Origin of the sequence: Pseudomonas sp. GM78 (genome assembly GCF_000282475.1) — a bacterium.
Lineage (GTDB): Bacteria > Pseudomonadota > Gammaproteobacteria > Pseudomonadales > Pseudomonadaceae > Aquipseudomonas.
In genome coordinates this window covers 14,819-35,971 of sequence record NZ_AKJF01000142.1, presented here as the reverse complement: position 1 = coordinate 35,971, position 21,153 = coordinate 14,819, and the positions used below count along the sequence as shown (strand labels likewise).

The 21,153-nt window shown below is 59.6% G+C and carries 20 protein-coding genes; 9 read left to right on the top strand and 11 right to left on the bottom strand.

The window, feature by feature from the left end; all coding sequences use genetic code 11:
* The first annotated feature begins 167 nt into the window (after window positions 1–167).
* Window positions 168–725 carry a TetR/AcrR family transcriptional regulator gene (locus PMI35_RS08655; protein ID WP_008062983.1) on the top strand — a complete coding sequence of 186 codons (558 nt, stop codon included), beginning with the start codon at window positions 168–170 and terminating at the stop codon, window positions 723–725.
* 85 nt (window positions 726–810) lie between these two features.
* Here PMI35_RS08655 and PMI35_RS08660 read toward each other — a convergent pair whose 3' ends face one another.
* The 3 genes from PMI35_RS08660 to PMI35_RS08670 are packed head-to-tail and all read right to left on the bottom strand — an operon-like array spanning window position 811 to window position 4,345.
* Window positions 811–2,043, bottom strand: a complete 1,233-nt coding sequence (locus PMI35_RS08660; RefSeq protein WP_008062982.1) for a nucleoside permease — start codon at window positions 2,041–2,043, stop codon at window positions 811–813.
* Between the two features lie 44 nt (window positions 2,044–2,087).
* The gene (locus PMI35_RS08665; RefSeq protein WP_050562642.1) at window positions 2,088–3,140 is read right to left on the bottom strand and encodes a sugar phosphate isomerase/epimerase family protein; all 1,053 of its coding nucleotides are present in this window, start codon (window positions 3,138–3,140) and stop codon (window positions 2,088–2,090) included.
* 38 nt (window positions 3,141–3,178) lie between these two features.
* Window positions 3,179–4,345, bottom strand: coding sequence for a Gfo/Idh/MocA family protein (locus tag PMI35_RS08670; protein ID WP_008062978.1), 1,167 nt, complete (start codon window positions 4,343–4,345; stop codon window positions 3,179–3,181).
* Between the two features lie 190 nt (window positions 4,346–4,535).
* Between PMI35_RS08670 and PMI35_RS08675 the strand changes: the two genes are divergently transcribed.
* Window positions 4,536–5,540 carry a LacI family DNA-binding transcriptional regulator gene (locus PMI35_RS08675; RefSeq protein ID WP_008062976.1) on the top strand — a complete coding sequence of 335 codons (1,005 nt, stop codon included), beginning with the start codon at window positions 4,536–4,538 and terminating at the stop codon, window positions 5,538–5,540.
* Between the two features lie 214 nt (window positions 5,541–5,754).
* On the opposite strand, the gene PMI35_RS08680 is transcribed toward PMI35_RS08675, so the two are convergent.
* From PMI35_RS08680 to PMI35_RS08690, 3 genes are all read right to left on the bottom strand, one after another.
* Complete coding sequence (locus PMI35_RS08680; protein WP_008062974.1) at window positions 5,755–7,737, bottom strand: methyl-accepting chemotaxis protein; 1,983 nt, start codon at window positions 7,735–7,737, stop codon at window positions 5,755–5,757.
* Window positions 7,738–7,972: 235 nt separating this feature from the next.
* Window positions 7,973–8,311, bottom strand: coding sequence for a hypothetical protein (locus PMI35_RS08685; RefSeq protein ID WP_008062971.1), 339 nt, complete (start codon window positions 8,309–8,311; stop codon window positions 7,973–7,975).
* A 117-nt stretch (window positions 8,312–8,428) separates the two neighbouring features.
* On the bottom strand, window positions 8,429–8,947 hold the full coding sequence (locus PMI35_RS08690; protein ID WP_008062969.1) for a winged helix-turn-helix transcriptional regulator: 519 nt from the start codon (window positions 8,945–8,947) through the stop codon (window positions 8,429–8,431).
* 99 nt (window positions 8,948–9,046) lie between these two features.
* Between PMI35_RS08690 and PMI35_RS08695 the strand changes: the two genes are divergently transcribed.
* Window positions 9,047–9,670: an isochorismatase family cysteine hydrolase gene (locus PMI35_RS08695; RefSeq protein WP_008062966.1), complete on the top strand. Its 624-nt coding sequence runs from the start codon at window positions 9,047–9,049 to the stop codon at window positions 9,668–9,670.
* Window positions 9,671–9,678: 8 nt separating this feature from the next.
* Window positions 9,679–11,244 (top strand): aldehyde dehydrogenase (NADP(+)), encoded by a 1,566-nt coding sequence (locus tag PMI35_RS08700; RefSeq protein ID WP_008062964.1) that lies wholly within the window; start codon window positions 9,679–9,681, stop codon window positions 11,242–11,244.
* 93 nt (window positions 11,245–11,337) lie between these two features.
* On the opposite strand, the gene PMI35_RS08705 is transcribed toward PMI35_RS08700, so the two are convergent.
* A complete protein-coding gene (locus PMI35_RS08705; protein WP_008062963.1) occupies window positions 11,338–11,835 on the bottom strand; it encodes a hypothetical protein in 498 nt (165 codons plus the stop codon).
* Window positions 11,836–11,993: 158 nt separating this feature from the next.
* Window positions 11,994–13,064 (bottom strand): GGDEF domain-containing protein, encoded by a 1,071-nt coding sequence (locus tag PMI35_RS08710; RefSeq protein WP_032831870.1) that lies wholly within the window; start codon window positions 13,062–13,064, stop codon window positions 11,994–11,996.
* Between the two features lie 271 nt (window positions 13,065–13,335).
* On the opposite strand from PMI35_RS08710, the gene PMI35_RS08715 reads away from it, so the two are divergent.
* Window positions 13,336–13,794, top strand: coding sequence for an REP-associated tyrosine transposase (locus PMI35_RS08715; RefSeq protein ID WP_008062960.1), 459 nt, complete (start codon window positions 13,336–13,338; stop codon window positions 13,792–13,794).
* An 87-nt stretch (window positions 13,795–13,881) separates the two neighbouring features.
* Here PMI35_RS08715 and PMI35_RS08720 read toward each other — a convergent pair whose 3' ends face one another.
* Window positions 13,882–14,079 carry a YbdD/YjiX family protein gene (locus PMI35_RS08720; protein WP_008051268.1) on the bottom strand — a complete coding sequence of 66 codons (198 nt, stop codon included), beginning with the start codon at window positions 14,077–14,079 and terminating at the stop codon, window positions 13,882–13,884.
* Entirely contained in the window at window positions 14,069–16,138 is a 2,070-nt protein-coding gene (locus tag PMI35_RS08725; protein WP_008062959.1) for a carbon starvation CstA family protein, read from the bottom strand. The genes PMI35_RS08720 and PMI35_RS08725 overlap by 11 nt, the downstream gene beginning before the upstream one ends.
* A 299-nt stretch (window positions 16,139–16,437) precedes the next feature.
* Between PMI35_RS08725 and PMI35_RS08730 the strand changes: the two genes are divergently transcribed.
* The 4 genes from PMI35_RS08730 to PMI35_RS08745 all read left to right on the top strand — a co-directional run bounded on the left by PMI35_RS08730 (window position 16,438) and on the right by PMI35_RS08745 (window position 20,688).
* Window positions 16,438–17,805 (top strand): cache domain-containing protein, encoded by a 1,368-nt coding sequence (locus tag PMI35_RS08730; RefSeq protein ID WP_008062957.1) that lies wholly within the window; start codon window positions 16,438–16,440, stop codon window positions 17,803–17,805.
* 28 nt (window positions 17,806–17,833) lie between these two features.
* Window positions 17,834–18,466, top strand: coding sequence for a response regulator (locus PMI35_RS08735; protein WP_008062955.1), 633 nt, complete (start codon window positions 17,834–17,836; stop codon window positions 18,464–18,466).
* A 124-nt stretch (window positions 18,467–18,590) separates the two neighbouring features.
* On the top strand, window positions 18,591–19,031 hold the full coding sequence (locus PMI35_RS08740) for a hypothetical protein (RefSeq protein WP_008062952.1): 441 nt from the start codon (window positions 18,591–18,593) through the stop codon (window positions 19,029–19,031).
* 265 nt (window positions 19,032–19,296) lie between these two features.
* Window positions 19,297–20,688, top strand: a complete 1,392-nt coding sequence (locus PMI35_RS08745) for a delta-60 repeat domain-containing protein (protein ID WP_008062946.1) — start codon at window positions 19,297–19,299, stop codon at window positions 20,686–20,688.
* 58 nt (window positions 20,689–20,746) lie between these two features.
* On the opposite strand, the gene PMI35_RS08750 is transcribed toward PMI35_RS08745, so the two are convergent.
* Entirely contained in the window at window positions 20,747–20,962 is a 216-nt protein-coding gene (locus tag PMI35_RS08750) for a TOBE domain-containing protein (RefSeq protein WP_007904463.1), read from the bottom strand.
* Window positions 20,963–21,153: the final 191 nt, after the last annotated feature.

Here is a 21,153-nt window from a genome sequence, read left to right as displayed (position 1 = left end):
ATGAACTTGGGTATCACTATTGATGATGGCTGTCATATATAAGGGCAAAAAAAAGGGAATTACCCTGCCCAGCCATTTGCGCAAACAATATATGATGACTATCATAATTACTACCCTCGCGGCGACGATCTGCCACGGGCTTTGCGCACTGGCCACAGGAGCCCCTCATGAAAGTGACGAAAGACAAGGCTGCGGCCAACAAAGAAGCGATCCTTGCGGCCGCCTCGCGGCTGTACCGCGAGAAAGGTCTCGACGGCATCGGCATCGGCGAACTGTCCCGCTCGGTCGGGCTGACCCACGGCGGGTTTTACGGGCAGTTTCCGGGCGGCAAGGAACAGCTGGCCTGCGAGGCCGTCAGCAGGACGTTCGAAACCAACATACAAACCTGGCAAACCGCCAAATCGATTCCTGAGCTGGTCAAGGGTTACCTGACCCAACAACACCTGGACAACTGGACCGAAGGCTGCCCGATCCCCGCGCTGGCGACCGATGTCGCGCGCACTGGCGGCACGGTCAGCCAGTCCTTCACCCAGGGCATCGAGCGCTTGATCGAAATACTGATGCCACTGGTGGAAGGCGAAAGCCAGGAGGAAAAACATCAGCAGGCGTTGCAGGTCATTGCATCGATCGCCGGCGCCATGCTGATCGCCCGGGCGCTGGATAAACCGGCGTTGTCCCAGCAGTTCCTGACGTCGGTGATCAATACCTGGCAGCCCCCCTTGTAGGAGCGGGCCTGCTCGCGATGGTCGTTAACGATAACGCGTGCTGCCTGACTGGACGCGTTGTCCGGACCACCATCGCAGGCAAGGTTCAGACCGTGGTTTGCACCGCCACCGCCTGTCGTCCCTTGAACGCCAGGGAAAAACAGAAAAAGATCGCCAGGGCAAACCCGGCCGGGAACAGCCAGATGTTTTTCCAGTCATGGCTACCCGCCGTCGCGGCGTAGTGGTCGGTCACCTGCCCCGCCACCCAGAAACCGATCAGCATGCCCAGGCCGTAGGTCGCTAGGGTAATCAAGCCCTGGGCGGAACTCCTGAAGCGTTGCGAAGCCTTGGCGTCGGTGTAGATCTGGCCGCTGACGAAGAAGAAGTCATAGCAGATGCCGTGCAAGGCGATACCGGTGAACAGCATGAAAGCCAGGTCGCCGTTGTTGCCGTAGGCGAACAACAGGTAGCGCAAGGCCCACGCCAGCATCCCCACCAGCAGCGCAATCTTGATCCCGAAGCGCTGGATGAACAGCGGCAGAAGCAGCATGAACAGGACTTCGGAAACCTGCCCGATGGCCATTTTCGCCGTAGGGTTGGTCACGCCGATTTCCGCCAGGAACGGGTTGGCGTTCTGGTAGTAGAACGCCAGCGGAATGCAAATCAGGATGGAGGCGATGAAGAACACCAGATAACTGCGATCCTTGAGCAAACCCAGGGCGTCGAGCCCGAGCATCTGCTTGAGACCGCCGCCCGATTCGCCTTTGAGCGGTGCGGTGCGCGGCAGGGTGAAGCTGTAGAGGCCCAGCAGCAGTGACGCAGTCGCCGACATCAGGAAGGTGTTGCGCAACCCGCCTGACGATATCGCCGCCTGTGAGTCCCAGGCAAACACGAAGCTGATCACCACGCCGGCGACGATCCAGCCGACGGTGCCCCACACGCGAATGCGCGAAAACTCCAGCGCCGGGTCGCTCATCTGGCGGAATGCGACGGAATTGACCAGGGCCAGGGTCGGCATGTAGATCATCATGTAGGCCAGCACGAACGGATAAAAGGTGCTGAAATCCGGCGCTCGATACAGTTGATACAGCAACACCGCGCCCACCAGGTGCAACACTGCAAGAATGCGCTCGGCGTTGAAGAAGCGGTCGGCGATCAAACCGATCACGAACGGCGCAATGATCGCCCCCCATGACTGGGTCGAGAACGCCATGCCGATCTGCCCGCCAGTGGCGCCCAGGTTACTGGCGAGAAAGGTCCCGAGGGTGACGAACCAGCCACCCCAGATAAAGAACTGCAGGAACATCATTGCGCTTAGCCGCGCATTCATCGTGGTCATGACTGTCACCGTCTTATTGTTGTTTTTGTGCGAGAGAAAAATGTTCAGGCGTCAGGCAGCCCCAACAGTCGTCGATTGAACGCCGCGTCGGAGGACACACTGGCGAAATCGTCGAAGGCCTTGCGGGTCTTGCTGATCATGTGTCGCTCGATGAACGCCGCCCCTTCTGCGGCGCCTTGCGCGGAGTCCTTCAGGCAACATTCCCACTCCAGCACGGCCCACCCGGCAAAATCGTATTGGGTCAGCTTGCTGAAGATCGACTTGAAGTCGATCTGGCCATCGCCCAGTGAGCGGAAACGCCCCGGCCGCTCGACCCAGCCCTGGTAACCGCCGTAGACACCGGAACGGGCATCCGGCCGGAATTCGGCGTCCTTGACGTGGAACATGCGGATGCGCTCGTGGTAGCGATCGATGAAGCCCAGGTAATCCATTTGCTGCAGCAGCAGGTGGCTCGGGTCATAGAGGATCGTCGCGCGGGGATGGTGATCGACCGCCTCCAGGAAGCGCTCGAATGAGGCGCCGTCGTGCAGGTCTTCGCCGGGGTGAATCTCGTAGCAAAGGTCGACGCCGGCCTCTTCGAAACAGTCCAGGATCGGCAACCAGCGCTTGGCCAATTCGGCAAAACCTTGCTCGACCAGGCCACTCGGCCGCTGCGGCCATGGGTAGATGTAGGGCCAGAGCAGCGCGCCGGAAAAGGTCGCGTGGGCTTTCAGGCCCAGGCGCTGGCTGGCACGTGCCGCCAGCTTCAATTGCTCGATGGCCCAATCGGTACGCGCCTGGGGCTGGCCGCGCAAATGTGCCGGTGCGAAGTCATCGAACAGCGCGTCGAACGTCGGATGCACCGCTACCAGCTGGCCTTGCAGGTGCGTCGATAGCTCGCTGATTTCGACGCCTGCCTGGGCGCACACCGCCTGCAATTCGTCGCAGTAGCCCTGGTCTTCGGCGGCGCGCGCAAGGTCAATGAATTGTGTGCCCAGCGTCGGCAATTGAATGGCCTTGTAACCCTGGGATGCCGCCCACCGGGCGATGTTGGCCAAGGTATCGAAGGGCGCTTCGGTGGACATGAATTGCGCGAGGAAAATCCCCGGGCCACGCATGCCGATTGGGGCAGTGTCAGTCACGGCAGTCTCCAGAGTCATGGGGTGCAGACCAGTTCGGTCCACTTGGCATCGCCACGGTGGTTGGCGATCACGGTTTCGATGAACGCCATGCCGCGCAGGCCGATGTCGATCCCGGGTACCCCGGGAGCATCGTGCCCCGCAACCTCACCGCGGATGGCGCAGGCAAGATCGCCGTAGAGATTGGCCATGGCCTCGAGGTAGCCTTCGGGATGCCCGGCCGGCAAGCGCATGCGCTGGCTGGCGGCCTGGCACAGCCAGGGCTGGCCGACGCCGGAACGCAAGACGCGCATGGGTTGATCGAGGGCGCGGTGGATCAGGCTCGCGGGTTCTTCCTGCCGCCATTCCAGCCCCCCCTTGTCGCCATAGACGCGGATCTTCAGCGGGTTTTCCTCGCCTGCACAGACCTGGCTGGCGATCAGCACGCCGCTGGCGCCGCCAGCCATCTTGAACAGCATCGAGGCGTCATCGTCCAGCTGACGGCCCGCGATGTGCACACCCAACATCGCGCACAGCTGCTGGATCGGTTGATCGGCGACAAACTCGGCCAGGGAAAAGGCATGGGTGCCGATGTCTCCAATGCAGCCGCCCAAACCGGACTGCTCAGGTCGGTCCCGCCATTGCGCCTGCCTGTTGCCCTGCCCGGCCACATCCTGGCTGAGCCAGCCTTGGGGGTACTCGACAATGACCTTGCGCACCGCACCGATCACGCCGTTGCGCACCATGTCGCGCGCCTGCCAGACCATCGGATAACCCAGGTAGGTGTGGGCCAGGCCGTACAGGCGGTTGCTGCGCTCGACCACGTCCTTGAGCGCGAGCAATTCGGCCAGGTTCAATGCCGCCGGTTTTTCACTGAACACATGAAAGCCCGCGCTCAGCGCCTGGCTGGCAACCGGGGCATGCAAGTGGTTAGGCGTGACGATAACGAGCAATTCCATGCGCTCCTCGGCAGGTAACGCACGCTCGGCCTCGATCATCTGCTGCCAGTCGCTGTAGCAGCGCGAGGCCGGTAAACCCAGTGCCGCGCCGGTGTTCCGATTGTTCTGGGCGTCACGGCTGAAAGCGCCGCACACCAGTTCAAACCGGCCATCGAGCCCGGCGGCCTGACGGTGGGCTTGAGCGATGAATGCACCCTCGCCGCCCCCGACAAATCCCATTCTTGTTTTTGGCACTGCAGTGTTCATCGCTACTTTCTCTGTTTGAAGCGGGCTTTTCAGACTTGAATCCCGGTCATGATGTAACCGGTTACATCGTGGCGGAAATTTAGGCTCAGTTTTGAGGCCTGTCAAACCCGGAATTAAAATCGATGAACATTCCGGCCCATGGCCAACTGCGTTAAGCTCGCCGGCCGCGCGGTTCGATAACGAGGTGATTTTGTCCAATATCCGTGAAGTAGCCAGGCTGGCCGGCGTCTCTGTGGCAACGGTGTCCAGAACCCTGAAATCGCCTGAGCGAGTGCTGCCCGAGACGCGGGACAAGGTCAACGCAGCCGTGGAACAGGCCGGCTACAGGCCGAACCTGATGGCGGTGCAGTTTCGCTCCCGGCGCACCGGCAACCTGGTGATTCTGGTGCCGGCCATCGCCAACACGTTCTTCGCTCGGGTGATCAGCGGCGCGCAACAGGCGGCCCAGGCGGCCAACTATCGCCTGCTGCTGTGCGACACCCAGGGCCGCGAGGAGATCGAACGGGAATTCGCCGAACTGGTGTACAACCATCAGGCCGACGGCGTGATTCAATTGCGCGCCTACGACCCCTTCGAAGCGCCTTTCCCCAATGTCGAGTTGCCGCCCATCGTCAACGCGTGCGAGGTGATTCAAGGCGGCCGTCATCCAACCATCAGCCTGGACAATCGCGCGGCCGCCAAGGCCATGACCGAACACCTGATCGAACTGGGCCATCGCCGCATCGGCTTGATCAAAGGCCCGAAAAGCAGCCCGCTGACCCGTGATCGCGTGGCCGGTTATCAGGATGCCTTGCTTGCGGCCGGGATTGATTGCGACCCGGCGCTGATATGTCACGGTGATTTCAGTCTGAAGGCCGGTGACGACGGCGCAGCCGCCATGCTGGCCCTGCCCGACCGTGCCACTGCACTGTTCTGCGAAAACGATGAAATGGCCATTGGCGCGTTGAAACGCATCAAAGAACAGGGTTTGCGGGTGCCCGAGGACATTTCCCTGGTGGGTTTTGACGACATTCCCTTCGCAGCGTACTGCGACCCGCCGCTGACGACCATCGCGCAACCCGCCGAAGTCTTCGGCCAGAAAGCCGTCGAGATGTTGATTGCGCTGATCGAAAAGAAACCGCTGCCGCAGCGGCATGTGGTGTTGCCGTTCGAGCTGACGCTGCGCAGCAGCACGGCGCCCCGACGGTCATGCTGAATGTGCCGGCCACATATTTCGTGCTCACTGAAGATAAAACTGTGGGAGCGAGCCTGCTCGCGATGGCGGTGGGTCAGTCAACATCCATACTGAATGTGCCGCCCTCTTCGCGAGCAGGCTCGCTCCCACAGTGGGTCTGCTTTGTGGCTTGTTTTTGTATTCACTGAAGAGGAGTGACCCGAGCCATTATCGGCTCAGGCTCCGGCCCCCTGCTTCAGTCCCTGAACTGCGTCAATTGCTGGCTCAGCGACCCGGCCTGATCGCGCAATTGCACCGACTGTTCGAGCAGGCTGCGGATCGCGTGGTCGTTCTGCTCGGAGATCCGGCTGACGCCCTGGATCGCCACCGACAGCTGCTCGCCCGTCGCCGCCTGGCTTTGGGTCTGGCGCGCCACTTCGCTGATGCGCGTGAGAATGTCCTGGGCATGCTGGCGGATCTGGTCGACGCCCTGGGCCGAGGTGGTCAGTTGCACCACGCCCTGGCGCACCGCTTCGCCAACCTGTTGCACATTGGCCACGGTGTTGCGCACGTCCGAACCGATGGCGCCGATCATCTCGCCGATTTCACCGGTCGAGCGACTGGTACGTTCAGCCAGTTGCCGCACCTCGTCCGCCACCACGGCGAACCCGCGCCCCTGCTCCCCGGCCCGCGCCGCTTCAATCGCCGCGTTCAGGGCCAACAGGTTGGTCTGGTCGGCGATGCTGCGAATCACTGCGATGATCCCGGCAATCTGTTGCGAGCGTTTTTCCAGGTCGCCCACCGCGCCGGCCACCACGTCCATGGTCTGGTCGATGTGGGTAATGCCGGCCAGGGTCTGGCTCATCTCCCCGGAAATGTTGGTGGTCAGTACTTCGGTGTTACGCGCCAGTTGCTCCACGTCTTCGGCTTGCTGGGACATCTCGGTCACCGAGTGCGCCAACGCCGTGACGCCGCTGGCCATCTCCTCGGTGGCGGTGTGTTGCGAGGTTGCCCGTTCGGCAACGGCCTGGGTCGTGTCGCCCAGGTGATTGGAGATCTGCATCAAGGTGGTGCTGCTCTGGCGGATCGATCCCACCAGGTCCCCCAGGCGCTGGATGAACTGGTTGAACGCCCCCGCCAGCTTGCCGGTTTCATCGCCGCTGCGCTGCTGGAAACGCAAGCCCAGCTCGCCGCCCCAGGCCTGGATGCCGACCGTCAGGCCCGATAACGGCCGAATCTGCCACGCCAATAGATGCCACAGCACAATGGCCAGCACCAGCAACGCCACCAGACCGATGACCACCGCGGTGTAGAGGAAGTGATTGATGCCGGCCATGGCTTCGGCCAGCGGATAGGCAACCATCAACGCCCAATTGTTCGGCGCCTTGCCGATGCGCACCGGTTGCAGCACATAACCCCAGCCATCGCGCTGGAAACTGTAGGAGCGGCCTGCCTTGATCGCGTCCCTGGCGGCACTCGGCAATTCGTCGGCCGGCTGGCTCAGGCGCTTGGCGTCGGGATGGCTGGCATACAGGCCGTCGCTGGAAACCAGGGCGCCATAACCCTTGAAGGCATCGATGGTCGAGAGCTGGCGGTTGATGCTTTCCAGTGGAATATCCACCCCGGCCACACCCAACGCCCTGCCGCCCTGCAACAGCGGCACCATGATCGACACCATCATCACCGATTGACCGCTGCCGCTGCTGTAGGCAAAGGGTTCGGAAGCCCAGGGCTGACGCGTGTGCAGCGGTCGGTAGTAATACTGGTTGTCGGCATTTTCCGGAATGTAGCCGCTCAACGCCTCGGCTTTGATCGTGCCACCGGCACGGTTCCAGTAGGTCAGGTAACGGCCCGTGGCGTCGTGGTGCGGCTGGTTGGCAAACTCACTGTCCTTGCCATCGAAAGCATTGGCTTCCCAATACTGGCCAAGCCCCGCCAACCTGGGGTTGGCTTCGAACAGTTGCCGGGTCAGGGCATCGGCGGTTTTGCGATCGACCTGTTGCTGCTGCATCGCCGTGGCGACGCTGGCCAGCGACTCGGCCACGGTAAAACCGGCACCGAGTTCGACTTCAACTTCCTTGGCGTTGGCCTTGACGATGGTATCGACCAGGGCGGCGGTTTCCTTGACGGAGGAGCCATAGGCGATATAGGCGATGGAACCCAGGAGCAGCGCCATGACGACGACGGTGCCGATCAACGCGGTCCAGAATAGCTTGAAGTGCAGGGAGCGATTAGGCATGAGCATTCTCGAATGAGCGATACGTCTGCCAGCACAGCGTGCCACGGCTCTGCTGGCGGCTTGTTTAAAATTGATATTATTTAGCCACTATATCGAGACGAACGGGCCCGACGCAACACAATTGAACGTTCGATCAGCTGGGAAGAATAAACGGGGAAAAGCCGATGCCAGACAGCCTCGGCGCGCGATTGCAGCGCACCGATGCGGGGGGAAGAGGCCAGATGCGGGGGGTTGTTTAAAGGCACGCCTGGGCCGCACGTTCAAGGCTCGATGGCCCGAACGTCGAGGCCAGCAACGTGCGTTCGTACAGGAACACCTTGCCGCCGTTCGAGGCCTTGTAGGCCTCGAGCACATCGTCGGCGGCGACTTTGCTCGAAACAACGATTCGATAGCTGCGCTGGGTTTGCGAGATCGTTGCGCTCAGCGCGTCTTCCTGCAGTTTCGGCAAGACACAGTGGGCGTAGTCCGCCGGTGCCTTTTTCGTCTGTAGCGTCAGCGTCGGGTCATTGGGGGCGGAGGCACACCCCGACAGCAGCAAGGGCGCGAACAGCGCCAGTCGAGTCAACATCTTCATCACAGGGTCCCGGATAAGCGTTTTCAATGCACGCCATGTTCCTTGTTTGCCGGCCACAACAGAACTTGTGATGGATGATGATCACTATCAGTGCAACGAATAGTAAAAACGCCGCCTTCACGGCGTGGATTTGGCGACCGGCCCGCGCTTGAAGGCCTCGCGCCGTTCCTGGCGCTCCAGGGCATAGGCCGCGCTCGGCTCGGCGGCCAGTTCATTCCGGCGCAACAGTTCGCCGCAATGCTCGCACAGCGGCCCCAGCCCGGCAGGCTGCCCGCACCGCTGGTGGGTATAGCGCACGGCCAGGCCCTCCTGCGGCGACTTGCACCAGGTTTCACCCCAGGCACGCAAGGCCAGGACCACGGAATAGAACGCCTGCCCCTTGGCCGTGAGGTGGTACTCGTAGCGTGGTGGCCGCTCGCTGTAGGCGCGGCGCTCGACCATCCCGTCAACCTCCAGGCTTTTCAGGCGTGCCGCGACCATCTGTGGGGTACCGCCCGTCTGCGCCTGGATCTCATCGTAACGATGATTGCGCATGAACAACTCGCGCAACACCAGCACGGTCCAGCGATCGCCGACGACGTCTTCGGCCCGGGCAATCGGACACAAGGTTTCAGGGCTAGTCTTTTTTATCGCCATAGGGGCTTGTCTCTTTCCAAGTAACTATGATTATCATATCTACACACTGCCAAGGCAAGGCCATGGCAGCGCCCGGCCCATTTTCCTGGAGCATCGATCATGTCGAACACCCCCTACCCTCTGGCTCGAACCGCCTACCTGCTGGTCGATCCCTACAATGACTTTCTGTCCGAAGGCGGCAAGATCTTCCCACTGATCGAGCCGATCGCACAGCAGGTCGGCCTGCTCGACAACCTGCGCACCCTCGACCGTACGGTCCGCGACCTCGACCTGCCGGTGTTCATCGTACCGCACCGGCGCTGGGAGCAAGGCGACTACGAGAACTGGGATCACCCCAGCCCCACCCAATGCAAGATCCAGCACATGCACCACTTCGCGCGCGGCGAATGGGGCGGTGAATGGCACCCCGATTTCGCACCCCAGCCAGGCGACATCGTCGTCCAGGAGCATTGGGGATCGAGCGGCTTTGCCAACACCGACCTGGATTTTCGCCTGAAGCAGAAAGGCATCACCCACGTGATCATCGTCGGCCTGCTGGCCAACACCTGCATCGAGGCCACCGCCCGTTACGCCCAGGAACTGGGCTACCACGTCACCCTGGTGCGCGACGCCACCGCTGCGTTCAAGCCCGAAATGATGCACGCCGCCCATGAACTGAACGGCCCGACCTTCGCCCATTCGATCGTGACGACCGAGCAACTCATCGCCACCCTCAAGTCATGAGCACACCCATGAAATTGACTGGAAACCTGTTACTTGGCGCCAACGAAGTCCCCGCCAGCGCCGGGACAATGAAAGCGCTCAACCCCGCCACCCATCAGCTGATCGAGCCGGATTTCGCCTTCGGTGGCGCCGCCGAAGTGGACATCGCGGCGAAGCTCGCCGACGCCGCGTTCGACCACTACAGCCATACCTCGCTCGCCGAGCGTGCGGCATTGCTGGAGCGCATCGCCGACAATCTTGATGCCGTCGCCCAGCCGCTCGCCGCACGGGCCGCACTGGAAACGGGACTGCCCGAAGCACAGTTGCAGGGCGAAGCGGCCAGGGCGGCCACCCAGTTCCGGCAATTCGCCGAGGTCGTACGCCGGGGACGCTTCCTCCAGGTGGCGATCGATCCGGCCCAGCCTGAACGCCAGCCGCGCCCGCGCATGGATCACCGCCTGCAAAGTATCGCCGTCGGCCCGGTGGCAGTGTTTGGTGCGAGCAATTTCCCCATCAGCTACTCGGTGGCCGGAGGCGACACCGCGTCGGCACTGGCGGCGGGCGCGACGGTGATCGTCAAGGCCCACAACGCTCACCCGGGGGCCTCGGAAATCCAGGCACGGGCCATCCGCCAGGCGGTGCAGGACAGCCGCTTGCCCGAAGGCGTGTTCTCGATGGTGCGCGGCGCCGGCAACGCGATCGGCGAAGCCCTGGTCGATCATCCGTTGATCAAGGCGGTGACCTTCACCGGCTCCGAACAGGGTGGCATGGCGTTGTATCGCCGGGCGCAGCAACGCCCTGAGCCGATCCCGGTGTTCACCGAGATGGCCAGCGTCAACCCCACGTTCATCCTGCCCCAGGCCCTGGCTGAGCGTGGCGCGCAGATCGGCGACGGTTTCATTGAGCGCATGCTGGTCAACGTCGGGCAAGCCTGCCTGAAACCGGCAATCCTGATCGCCATCGCCGGGGCCGGCTTCGAACCCTTGCGCACCGCCATGATCAGCCGCGTGGCAACGGCACCGGCACGTCCGATGCTGACACCGGGCATCCATGGGTCTTACTTGAGCGGTCTCGACAAGCTGCACGGCGCCGGTGCCAGGCCAGCAGCCGAAGGCTTGGCCGCCACGGCAGCGCTTGACGGCCAGGCTGCCTTGCTTGAGGTGGACGGCCAGCGCTTTCTCGACGAAACAGCCCTGGCCCAGGAAGTCTTCGGCCCGGCGGCCCTGCTGGTGAAAGTCGAGGATGAGGCGCAAATGCTCGCGGTCGCCCGTGCGCTTCGCGGTCAGCTCAGCGCCGCCATGCACCTTGAAGAAGAGGACCTGGGACTGGCCCGTCGTTTGCTGCCGATCCTGGAGCGACGCACCGGGCGGATTGTCGTCAACGCCTTCGCCCATCCCCAGGAGGTGTCTTTCGCCAGCGTGCACGGCGGACCGTTTCCGGCCTCGTCGGACAGCCGTTTCACCTCGGTGGGCATGACTTCTATCGAGCGTTTCCTGCGGCCGGTGTGCTACCAGGGCTTCCCCGATGCGCTGCTGCCTGAGGCACTGCGCGACAGCAACCCGTTTGGCGTGCCGCGTAGCGTGGATGGTCAATAAGCGATTGAAGGGAGTGTCAGGTTAATTGATGTCGACTGACATTCCCTCTTCGTCGGGACGCCGCCCGGAGCAAGCTCCGCTCTCATATTGGATTTATGCCAGGCGCGAAACATTATCGGACTTGAAAAAACGCAATAACCTGAGACTCCGTCCAACGATCAAACCATTGATAAGCCCAGACCCCAGTGACGACCAGGCCACTAACGAAACTTCGTTGGCCAACTCCGGATGCACCGCTTCCTGGTAACCGCTGTAATAACGCCAGGCGAAGAAGCACCAATAAACAATCAGCAACCTGATCGTGCCATCCAGCACTAGCCTCTCACCCTCATGCTTAACGTTGTGGAACGAGTAAAAACGCAAAGCCAGCAACCACCCAACCAGCAAACCCAGCGCATAAACCGAAAGCGGAACCACGAATCCTTGGGAGATTTTCAGCGAGGCTATGGAAATAGCGACGAATATCGTCGGTGTCAGTAATAACGATTTTTTCGTTTCATGATTCTTGAAGCAGGCCATGACGCCGTAATACGTCACGATTAAAAAAACTGCGTAAACCCACAGTGGTGTACCACGCAAAATGTCGAGCATCAAAATCCCTTTCGCATTGCCTGTGCCGAGTTAGCAAATTACAGACGGAAGGCAACTATCACAAGCCGGCGCGATCCCACAAAGTTGTAGGAAATGGACTAGGACATTGTAATTTTGGCCTGAGGACGTACAACGAATCCAAGGTACTCAGGGTCCGGTCAGGATAAGGTGGTCGCCGCCCCTATTTGCAAGGCAAACACCTGGTTACGCCCATTACGCTTGGCCTGGTACAGCCCGTCATCGGCACGGGTCATCAGGCTTTCCAGGTTTTCACCCGGCTGTGCGAGGGCGACACCGAAGGACGCGGTCACGGTGTCCAGCACCGTGTCGGTGCCGCGCGCCTTGATGCGCAAGGACTGGACTTTCAGGCGCAGGTGCTCGGCGAAGGCGCAGGCACTGCCCAGGTCGGCGCAATCGGGCAGGACCACGCAGAACTCTTCGCCGCCGTAACGCGCGGCGAATGCATTGTCTGGCAACGCGCCGCGCAGCACCTGGGCGACATGCTGCAGGACCCGGTCGCCCAGTGGGTGACCGTACTGGTCATTGAATTGCTTGAAGTGGTCGATATCCAGGATCACCAGGGCCACCCCGCGGGAAGCCTTGCCCAGCGCCTGCTCCAGCAGGCGGGTGAACGCCGTGCGGTTGAGCAGTTCGGTCAAGCCATCGAGGGTCGCGGCCAGTTGCGCACGTTGCAGTTTGTCGCGCAGGGTCTTGATTTCGTCCTGCGCCGAGTGCAGCTGCGCGAGGAAGTGCTCCTGCTGGCTCTGCATCAACCGGGTGCTCTGCTGCAGCTCGCTCAAGATGCCCGGCAGGCGATCAGTGGCCGGTTCGTCGAGCATTTCCAGGCACTGCCCCAGGCGGTTCTGGAAATTGACACTGCCTTCCACACTGCGCGAGACGTCGCGCTCCATTCCATCGACCAGGTTGATGACCTGATGCTGTTCGGCGCGGGCATCTTCCAGCTCGTCACGAATGATGTACTGGCGAAACAGCCGGGTCGCAGCCTCTGGCGGGCAACCGTCGAAGTCTCTGACCACGCGGTCCAGGTGGCGAATGAGCTCCGGGTCCTGGCCCTTGCTGTAGGTGTACCAGAGCGCATAGTGCACGGGATTGGGCGGGATGTTATGGCGAACCATCAGGGGCACGGCTTGCTTGAGCAGGGCCGCCGCCTCGCGGGAGTCTTCCGGATACAGCGCTAGGATATTCGCACGCGTTTCTGATGAGCTCATGGCGTCACTGTGGTTGTTTATCATTGGCATTCGGACTGTGCGCTGAGCATACCGATACGCCTGACAAACGGCTATCCCACCGGGTCGCAAAAAAACCGTAGGCGGCCGATGGCGCACTTCACTTCATCATCCGAGTGTCAGAGATCAATTGTGGGAGCCAGCCTGCTGGCGATGACGAACTACCAGACACATCCATCTAAATGTCTGTCCCGCCCTTGGGCAACATCAGGTCTAGCCTTCCTCATGAATTAATCATGCAAGGGGCAAAGGAATGCCTGATCTACCCGCTTCAAATCGCTTGCGCATCGGCCGCTATGCCGAATCCAACCGGATTTACCTGCTGACTATCAATACACGCGACCGAGAGCCAATATTCCAAGACTTCACCTTGGGTAGAGGGGTGGTCAATCAATTTCGCTGCGCTCAGGATCAAGGCTTCGCCAATTCGCTGGCCTGGGTTGTCATGCCTGATCACTTTCATTGGTTGATTGAGTTGCGACAGGGGTCGTTGGGTGGACTGGTACAAAGGACTAAATCGTTGACTACCAAGGCAGTGAATTTGTCTACCGGTCGTGGTGTCAGTCTTTGGCAGCGGGGTTTTCATGATCGAGCGCTGCGCCGTGAAGAGGACCTGGTAAAAGTCGCCCGGTATGTTGTGGCTAACCCATTGCGGGCCGGGTTGGTGGAGCGTCTTGGCGACTATCCGTTGTGGGATGCGATCTGGGTTTGATCCAGAATGGCGTCGTCCCCATCGCCAGCAGGCTGGCTCCCACAGGGATCTGTAGGAGCCAGCGGCGCGTTGATCAGGCGTGATGCATCAACAACACTTCGGTCCGGCCTTGCTACCGTAACGGGCCTCCTGGCGTTCGCGGAAGAACGCCTCGTAGTCCATCACCGGTTTGTCCGGGTGCTTGCTTTGCATGTGCTCGACGTAGTTGTCGTAATCGGGCATGCCCACCATCAGGCGCGCGGCCTGACCGAGGTATTTACCGAGGCGACTCAGGTCATTGAACATGATCAGGCATCGGCAGCGCTTGGAACGGCGCTTCCTTGTCCGTACGTTCCTTGGTGCCCCAGGCGGCGATACCGACCTTGAGCGCAAAGAACAGGATGCTGAACACCACGAACAGGAACAGCGCGGTCAACGTGGCATTGGTGTAGGCGTTGAAGATCACGTGCTGCATCTGGTCGATGCTCTTGGCCGGCGCCAGTACCTGACCGTTGGCCAGGGCGTCGCTGTATTTTTTCGCCAAGGCCAGGAAGCCGATCGCCGGGTTGGCGTCGAACAGCTTGATGAAGCCGGCGGTGGTGGTGCAGATCAGCAGCCATACCGCTGGTAGCAGCGTCACCCACACATACTGTTGACGCTTCATTTTGATCAGCACCACGGTGCCGAGCATCAGCGCGATACCGGCCAACATCTGGTTGGAGATGCCGAACAGCGGCCACAGGGTGTTGATGCCACCCAGCGGATCGATCACGCCCTGGTACAGCAGGTAACCCCACATGGCCACGCAACCGGCGGTGGCGATCAGGTTGGCGGTCCAGGATTCGGTGCGCTTGAGCGCTGGTACGAAGGAGCCGAGCAGGTCCTGCAGCATGAAACGCCCGGCACGGGTACCGGCGTCCACCGCGGTCAGGATGAACAACGCTTCGAACAGGATCGCGAAGTGGTACCAGAACGCCATGGTGTTTTCACCCGGCAAGACGTGGTGCAGGATCTGCGCGATACCCACGGCCAGGGTCGGCGCACCGCCGGCACGGGCCAGGATGGTGGTTTCACCGATGTCCTTGGCCACGGCTTGCAGCGCTTCCGGGGTAATCGCAAAGCCCCAGCTGCTGACCGTCTGGGCAACCGAAACAGCATCAGAGCCCACAATGGCCGCAGGGCTGTTCATGGCGAAGTACACGCCCGGATCGATCACCGAGGCCGCGACCATGGCCATGATCGCCACGAACGATTCCATCAGCATGCCGCCGTAACCGATGTAACGGGCATGACCTTCGCTGGCCAGCAATTTCGGCGTGGTGCCGGAAGCGATCAGCGAGTGGAAACCCGATACCGCGCCACAGGCGATGGTGATGAACAGGAACGGGAACATACCGCCCTTCCACACCGGGCCCGTGCCGTCGACGAACTGGGTCAGTGCCGGCATTCTCAGCTCGGGCATGGTCACCAGGATGCCGATGGCCAAGGCGACGATGGTACCGATTTTCAGGAAGGTGGAGAGGTAATCACGGGGTGCCAGGATCAGCCAAACCGGCAGGACGGCAGCCACGAAACCGTAGCCGATCAGCATCCAGGTGATCTGGATACCGGTAAAGGTAAAGGCCTTGGCCCACACCGGGTCAGCGGCAATCTGCCCGCCCAGCCAGATCGAGCCCAACAGCAGGAACACGCCGATGATCGAGATTTCACCGATGCGGCCCGGACGGATGTAGCGCATGTAGATGCCCATGAACATCGCGATCGGGATGGTCGCCATGACCGTGAACATGCCCCACGGGCTCTCGGCCAGGGCCTTGACCACGATCAGCGCCAGCACCGCGAGGATGATGATCATGATCAGGAAGCAGCCGAACAGCGCGATGGTGCCGGGGATGCGGCCCATTTCTTCGCGGACCATGTCGCCCAGCGAACGACCGTTGCGGCGGGTGGACATGAACAGGACCATGAAGTCCTGCACGGCACCGGCCAGCACCACGCCAGCAATCAGCCACAGCGTGCCGGGCAGGTAGCCCATCTGCGCCGCCAGTACCGGACCGACAAGCGGCCCCGCGCCGGCAATGGCCGCGAAGTGGTGACCGAAGAGTACGTGCTTGTTGGTCGGCACGAAGTCCAGGCCATCGTTGTTCAGTACGGCGGGAGTGGCGCGATTGGGGTCCAGTTGCATCACTTTGTTGGCGATGAACAGGCTGTAGTAGCGGTACGCAACGAGGTAGATGGCGACGGCTGCGACGACGATCCACAGGGCGTTGATCGCTTCGCCGCGGCGCAAGGCCACGACACTTAGCGCAATCGCTCCCAGGACAGCCACGGCAAACCAGGCGAGGTGTTTAGCCAGACGGGGCATAGAGGGTCTCCTGCCGACAGCTCGTGACTGCGGCGGTAATTTTTATAATTGTGTCCGCTGTGCGGAGCTGGCCCAATATCCGCGCATGGCGTCCACAAATAAATCCGCGTTACTACGTACGTGGCGTCTACGTAGTTCTACGTAGACAACCCTATCCCCTGTAGGAGTGAGCCTGCTCGCGATAGCGGTGTGTCATTCAACATCGATTCGTCTGATACATCGCCATCGCGAGCAGGCTCGCTCCTACAGGGCGTATCTTTGGCATATGATGCCGGCCCCCCGCGCGGGCAGGAGTAACCATGCAGCTCAAACACAAGATTGTCGCGCTCGGCATTTTGCCGCTGGTGTTGGCCATTGCCGTCATTTGCGCACTGGTGATTTCCCTCAATCGCCAACTGGGTGATCAACAGGCGCAGCTGATCGAAGACAGCATCCTGATGAGCAAGCGCGCGGAGTTGAAAAACTACGTCGAAATGGCGAAGAGCCTGATCGAGCCGCTTTACGACAACGGCCAGGGTGACGCACGCGCCCAGCAACAAGTGCTGGAGGAGCTGCGCAAACTCAGCTTTGGCATCAACGGCTATTTCTTCGTCTACGACCATGAAGGCCGCAGCCTGATGCATGCGCGCCAGTCGGAACTGGTGGGCAAATACCTGTGGGACATGAAAGACCCGCACGGCCTGCCGGTGATCCAGGCGCTGCTCAAAAGCGCGCAGTCGGGCGAAGGGTTTCAACGCTACGCCTGGAACAAACCTTCCTCCGGCCAGGTGACCGACAAACTGGCCTATGTGGTGATGCTCGATCGCTGGGGCTGGATGCTCGGCACCGGCATCTACCTTGAGGACGTCGAGCGCGCCACCCAGCAAGCCCGTGCCGAAGTGGCCCAGGGCATCCGCAAGACCATGATGGCGATTGCGGTGGTTGCATTGGTGGCGGTGCTGTTTGTCTTTGCCACCGGCATGACCCTCAATGTCAGCGAGCATCGCCTGGCGGACAAGAAACTGCAGCGCCTGACCCAGCGTATCGTCAGCCTGCAGGAGGAAGAACGCTCGCGGGTGTCCCGCGAGCTGCACGACGGCATCAGTCAGGTGCTGGTGTCGATCAAGTTCCAGTTCGAACTGGCCAGCCACTTGCTGGAAAGCGGACAACACCACGACAAGGGCCTGGGCACGTTGAAAGATGCCACCGCGCGCCTCGGTGATGCCATCGGTGAAGTGCGCAGCCTCTCCCACGACTTGCGCTCATCGTTGCTCGACACCCTCGGCCTGTCGGCGGCAATCGGTCAACTGGCGGCCGAGTTCGAACAGCGCAGCGGCCTTACTGTGACCTATGACGACAATGAGTTCGACTGCCAATTGGTCGACGGTGCAGCGGTCTCGTTGTTTCGCATCGTCCAGGAAGGCCTAACCAACATCGAACGCCACGCCCAGGCCAGGCATGTCTCCATTACCCTGCGCGGCTGTGAACAGTCGGTGCGGTTGACGGTGGTCGACGACGGTGTCGGATTCAACGTCGCCCAGGTCGAACGTCGTCAACTCGGCATTGGCTTGCGTAATATTCGTGAACGCGTCGAACACTTTGGTGGCCGCTTCGAACTGATCTCGACACCCGGGCGCAGTGAGCTGGATGTTCTGCTGCCGATGAAATTGCCCACCAGCAAACGCTGATGCCCCAACAACAAGAGTGAAGCCTTCAATGAACCTGCCCTCCCCGATCCGCGTCGCCCTGGTCGACGATCACGCCCTGGTCCGCGACGGCATCAAGGCGCTGCTGTCGGTCATGGCCCCCCTGGAAGTGGTGGGCGAAGCCGAAAGTGGCGCCCAGGCAATCGAGATGGTCGGGCGCTGCCAGCCGGACCTGCTGCTGGTCGACATCAGCCTGCCGGACATGAACGGCCTGGAACTGACCCGCGTGTTGCGCAGCCAGTACCCGGCACTCAAGGTGCTGGTGTTGAGCATGTACGATAACTATGAGTACGTGAGCGAGTCGCTGCGCTCGGGCGCCAGCGGCTATGTGCTGAAGAATGCCCCGTCACGGGAAATCATCGCCGCCATCGAAGCCATCTCCAGCGGCGGGACCTTCTACAGCGCCGAAATCGCCCAGCGGCTGATCGCCGACAAAAACACCGACAACGAGCTGACCCCCCGTGAAAGCCAGGTGCTGTCGAAGATGGCGCAAGGGCTGAACAACAAGGAAATGGCGCGGGAACTGGATATCAGCGTGCGCACGGTGGAGACACACCGCTTGAGCATTCGGCGCAAGCTCAACATCGACAAGCCGGCGGCGCTGGTCAAGTACGCGATCGATCACGGGCTGATTTCGCGCTAACGCCCGCTCCTATCCAACCATTGACTGCGTCAATAGTCACCATTAACTCAATGAAGTTCTCTTAAAAACTCCAGGGCGTAACATCAGCTCCATACCAACCAACAACACCCCGGAGCACACGATCATGAAACGCCAAATCCTCCTCAGCATCGCTTTCTCGGTTTTTGCAGTTAACGCTTTTGCCGCTACCTCTGTTCAGCCTGTCGTGGCTGAAGGTAGCTCGGATCGTCTGATTGAAAGCCGGGTGGCTGAAGGTGGTTCGGATCGTTTGATCGAGAATCGTGTGGCTGAAGGCGGTTCGGATCGCCTGATCGAAAATCGTGTGGCTGCCGATGGTTCGGATCGTCTGCAAGGCAACACCGTCGCGGCTGATGGCTCGGATCGCCTGCAAGGCAACACTGTCGCTGCGGATGGCTCGGATCGTCTGCAAGGTAATACCGTCGCTGCCGATGGTTCCGATCGCCTGCAAGGCAACACCATTGCTGCCGATGGCTCCGATCGCCTGCAAGGCAAGACCATTGCTGCCGATGGTTCCGACCGCCTGCAAGGCAACACCGTCGCCTGACCCCCATCGCTGCACCGTACGAACAAAAAGCCCGGCCTGATCAGCCGGGCTTTTTTATGACTGCTGCTTTTTGGAGGCCTATCGGAAAATCACCGCCAGAAAGCTTTTTTATTTCAATTTAATCGGCAAACCTGTTAATTCTGACAGTTGTTCATTTCCCCACCCCCTTGTCTCATAGAGAGCAGTAGCACCATCCTGCCTTTGGCTTAACGAGTTGAGGATGCGAATGCAAACGTATTCGCCCACTACATCAAGGGAAAGTACAATGACCACAGAACACATACACTCCTCTCCCCTATCAACTGAATATGATCCACTTTTTGGTGAAAACGGCTTTGCCTATCTTCATTCTCCATCCAACACTTACACGCAATTGTCATTACATGTTGTCTCTGTAGGCCCTGACAATAAGATTTACGTCGCGGGCTTGCTGAGTGATCCAGTCATCATCAGCAAAAGCCTCTACATGCTGGCATGCCTGAATGAAGACGGCTCTGTTGACACCAGTTTTGGTTACCAAGGTTTCTTCGGCGGTATTTTTTACGGATCAGATAGTTCAAAATTCATCGCCGAACAGATTGCCTTTGTGAATAACAGAATTCTGCTGACAGGAGAGCTCTTTCACTATGTAAACGGTGTTTTGCAGAAGGACAAGGCTGCCGTTCGTTTTCTTCTCGATGGCACCATTGATAAAACATTTGCCGTAGAAGGAAAATTCATTTTCCACGCTCCTGATACGAATACTGATTTACGCGCTGTATCTGAGTACAACGAAAAATGTCTGGAAATCGCCAACTCCAGATGCGCTGCATCCAACTCTCCAAACGAGCTTACACCCTATGTGCTCGGAGCATCACCAATACACGGCGACCACATCATATTGCTTCACGATTCAGGCAACTGGTTGTCAACTGATGCTTGGATCATCCGCCTGACCCAAAGTGGGGAGCTTGATGTTTCATTCAATGGCTCCGGATTTGTCCGTGTCCGGCATGACAGATTTACCCACATCAAACTGAAAAGCCTGACCGTTGACGATGCGGGCAACTACATCACTGCAGGCGAAGTCAAGTTGGATTTTTTGCATCACCCTGATGCCATTGTTCTCGTAAAACACAGCCAAGATGGCAGACTGGATACCACCTTTCAGCAGAACGGTTCTCTGCTGATATACGATGAAGACCCACTCTATTATTGGGAACTTTTCGGTGCCGTAAAGCAACCCAACAATCGCATCCTGTGCACAGGCACAAGGCATTCAAGACACGACACCTCTATTTCCGGGCTTTTAACCAGCAGGGAAGCAGACGGCTCAAAAAACATTCAATTCAACGGTGGGGATCCGGTATTCACGAACATAAATTCATCCAGCACAATTTGGTTCAACACCGACTTCCTGCCTGACGGAAGTTTTTTGAGTACCGGAATTATCGACATTGAAAATCGAGATAAAACTCATTACGCGATCACGCGCTTTCTTTACAATGGCGTTCATGACAAGGACTATAATAATGGGGTCGGTTGGCTTGACTATAAGGAAGCGACGAGTGTTGGTTTTTATTCATCCGCCATCAAAAACAACAAGGTCGTTTTTACCGTAATCGTCAAAGAAGGCGAAGCACGCAATCGCTGCATAGTAAGAGGATTGATGCCCTGACCTGACAAAAGCCCCGCCATGTAAATGGCGAGGACTTTTTTTATTTCATACCCTGGGCTCACAGCTTGGCGATCGAGACTTCGGTAGATTTCACGAAGGCAATCACCTCGCTCCCCACCTTCAGTTCAAGGTCGCGAACCGAACGGGTGGTGATCACCGAGGTGACGATGCCCGACGCCGTTTGCACGTCGATTTCCGAGACCACTTCGCCTTCCAGTATTTCCTTGATGACGCCCTTGAACTGGTTACGGACGTTGATCGCTTTGATGGTCATGTTGAGGCTTCCTGTCTGGTGGCTTGCCCTTACGAATGAAGGGGCAGGCCTCCAAGGTGCACTGCCCTTGATGATATTAAAAGGAATATATAATTATCTATTTAGACCTTTTAGGAATATAAATCTTATCTGCCAATGCGCGGATGCGCCGCAACCAATAAGAACTAAAACGAATTAATAAATAGTTAATA

Coding starts and splice junctions, on each gene's coding strand:
- PMI35_RS08750 (WP_007904463.1), bottom strand. CDS start 20,962: ATGACCATCAAAGCGATCAACGTCCGTAACCAGTTCAAGGGCGTCATC.
- PMI35_RS08685 (WP_008062971.1), bottom strand. CDS start 8,311: ATGAAGATGTTGACTCGACTGGCGCTGTTCGCGCCCTTGCTGCTGTCG.
- PMI35_RS08710 (WP_032831870.1), bottom strand. CDS start 13,064: ATGAGCTCATCAGAAACGCGTGCGAATATCCTAGCGCTGTATCCGGAA.
- PMI35_RS08720 (WP_008051268.1), bottom strand. CDS start 14,079: ATGTTCAATGACCTGAGTCGCCTCGGTAAATACCTCGGTCAGGCCGCG.
- PMI35_RS08680 (WP_008062974.1), bottom strand. CDS start 7,737: ATGCCTAATCGCTCCCTGCACTTCAAGCTATTCTGGACCGCGTTGATC.
- PMI35_RS08670 (WP_008062978.1), bottom strand. CDS start 4,345: ATGAACACTGCAGTGCCAAAAACAAGAATGGGATTTGTCGGGGGCGGC.
- PMI35_RS08705 (WP_008062963.1), bottom strand. CDS start 11,835: ATGCTCGACATTTTGCGTGGTACACCACTGTGGGTTTACGCAGTTTTT.
- PMI35_RS08695 (WP_008062966.1), top strand. CDS start 9,047: ATGTCGAACACCCCCTACCCTCTGGCTCGAACCGCCTACCTGCTGGTC.
- PMI35_RS08740 (WP_008062952.1), top strand. CDS start 18,591: ATGAAACGCCAAATCCTCCTCAGCATCGCTTTCTCGGTTTTTGCAGTT.
- PMI35_RS08730 (WP_008062957.1), top strand. CDS start 16,438: ATGCAGCTCAAACACAAGATTGTCGCGCTCGGCATTTTGCCGCTGGTG.
- PMI35_RS08655 (WP_008062983.1), top strand. CDS start 168: ATGAAAGTGACGAAAGACAAGGCTGCGGCCAACAAAGAAGCGATCCTT.
- PMI35_RS08690 (WP_008062969.1), bottom strand. CDS start 8,947: ATGGCGATAAAAAAGACTAGCCCTGAAACCTTGTGTCCGATTGCCCGG.
- PMI35_RS08715 (WP_008062960.1), top strand. CDS start 13,336: ATGCCTGATCTACCCGCTTCAAATCGCTTGCGCATCGGCCGCTATGCC.
- PMI35_RS08745 (WP_008062946.1), top strand. CDS start 19,297: ATGACCACAGAACACATACACTCCTCTCCCCTATCAACTGAATATGAT.
- PMI35_RS08700 (WP_008062964.1), top strand. CDS start 9,679: ATGAAATTGACTGGAAACCTGTTACTTGGCGCCAACGAAGTCCCCGCC.
- PMI35_RS08660 (WP_008062982.1), bottom strand. CDS start 2,043: ATGACCACGATGAATGCGCGGCTAAGCGCAATGATGTTCCTGCAGTTC.
- PMI35_RS08725 (WP_008062959.1), bottom strand. CDS start 16,138: ATGCCCCGTCTGGCTAAACACCTCGCCTGGTTTGCCGTGGCTGTCCTG.
- PMI35_RS08665 (WP_050562642.1), bottom strand. CDS start 3,140: ATGCGTGGCCCGGGGATTTTCCTCGCGCAATTCATGTCCACCGAAGCG.
- PMI35_RS08735 (WP_008062955.1), top strand. CDS start 17,834: ATGAACCTGCCCTCCCCGATCCGCGTCGCCCTGGTCGACGATCACGCC.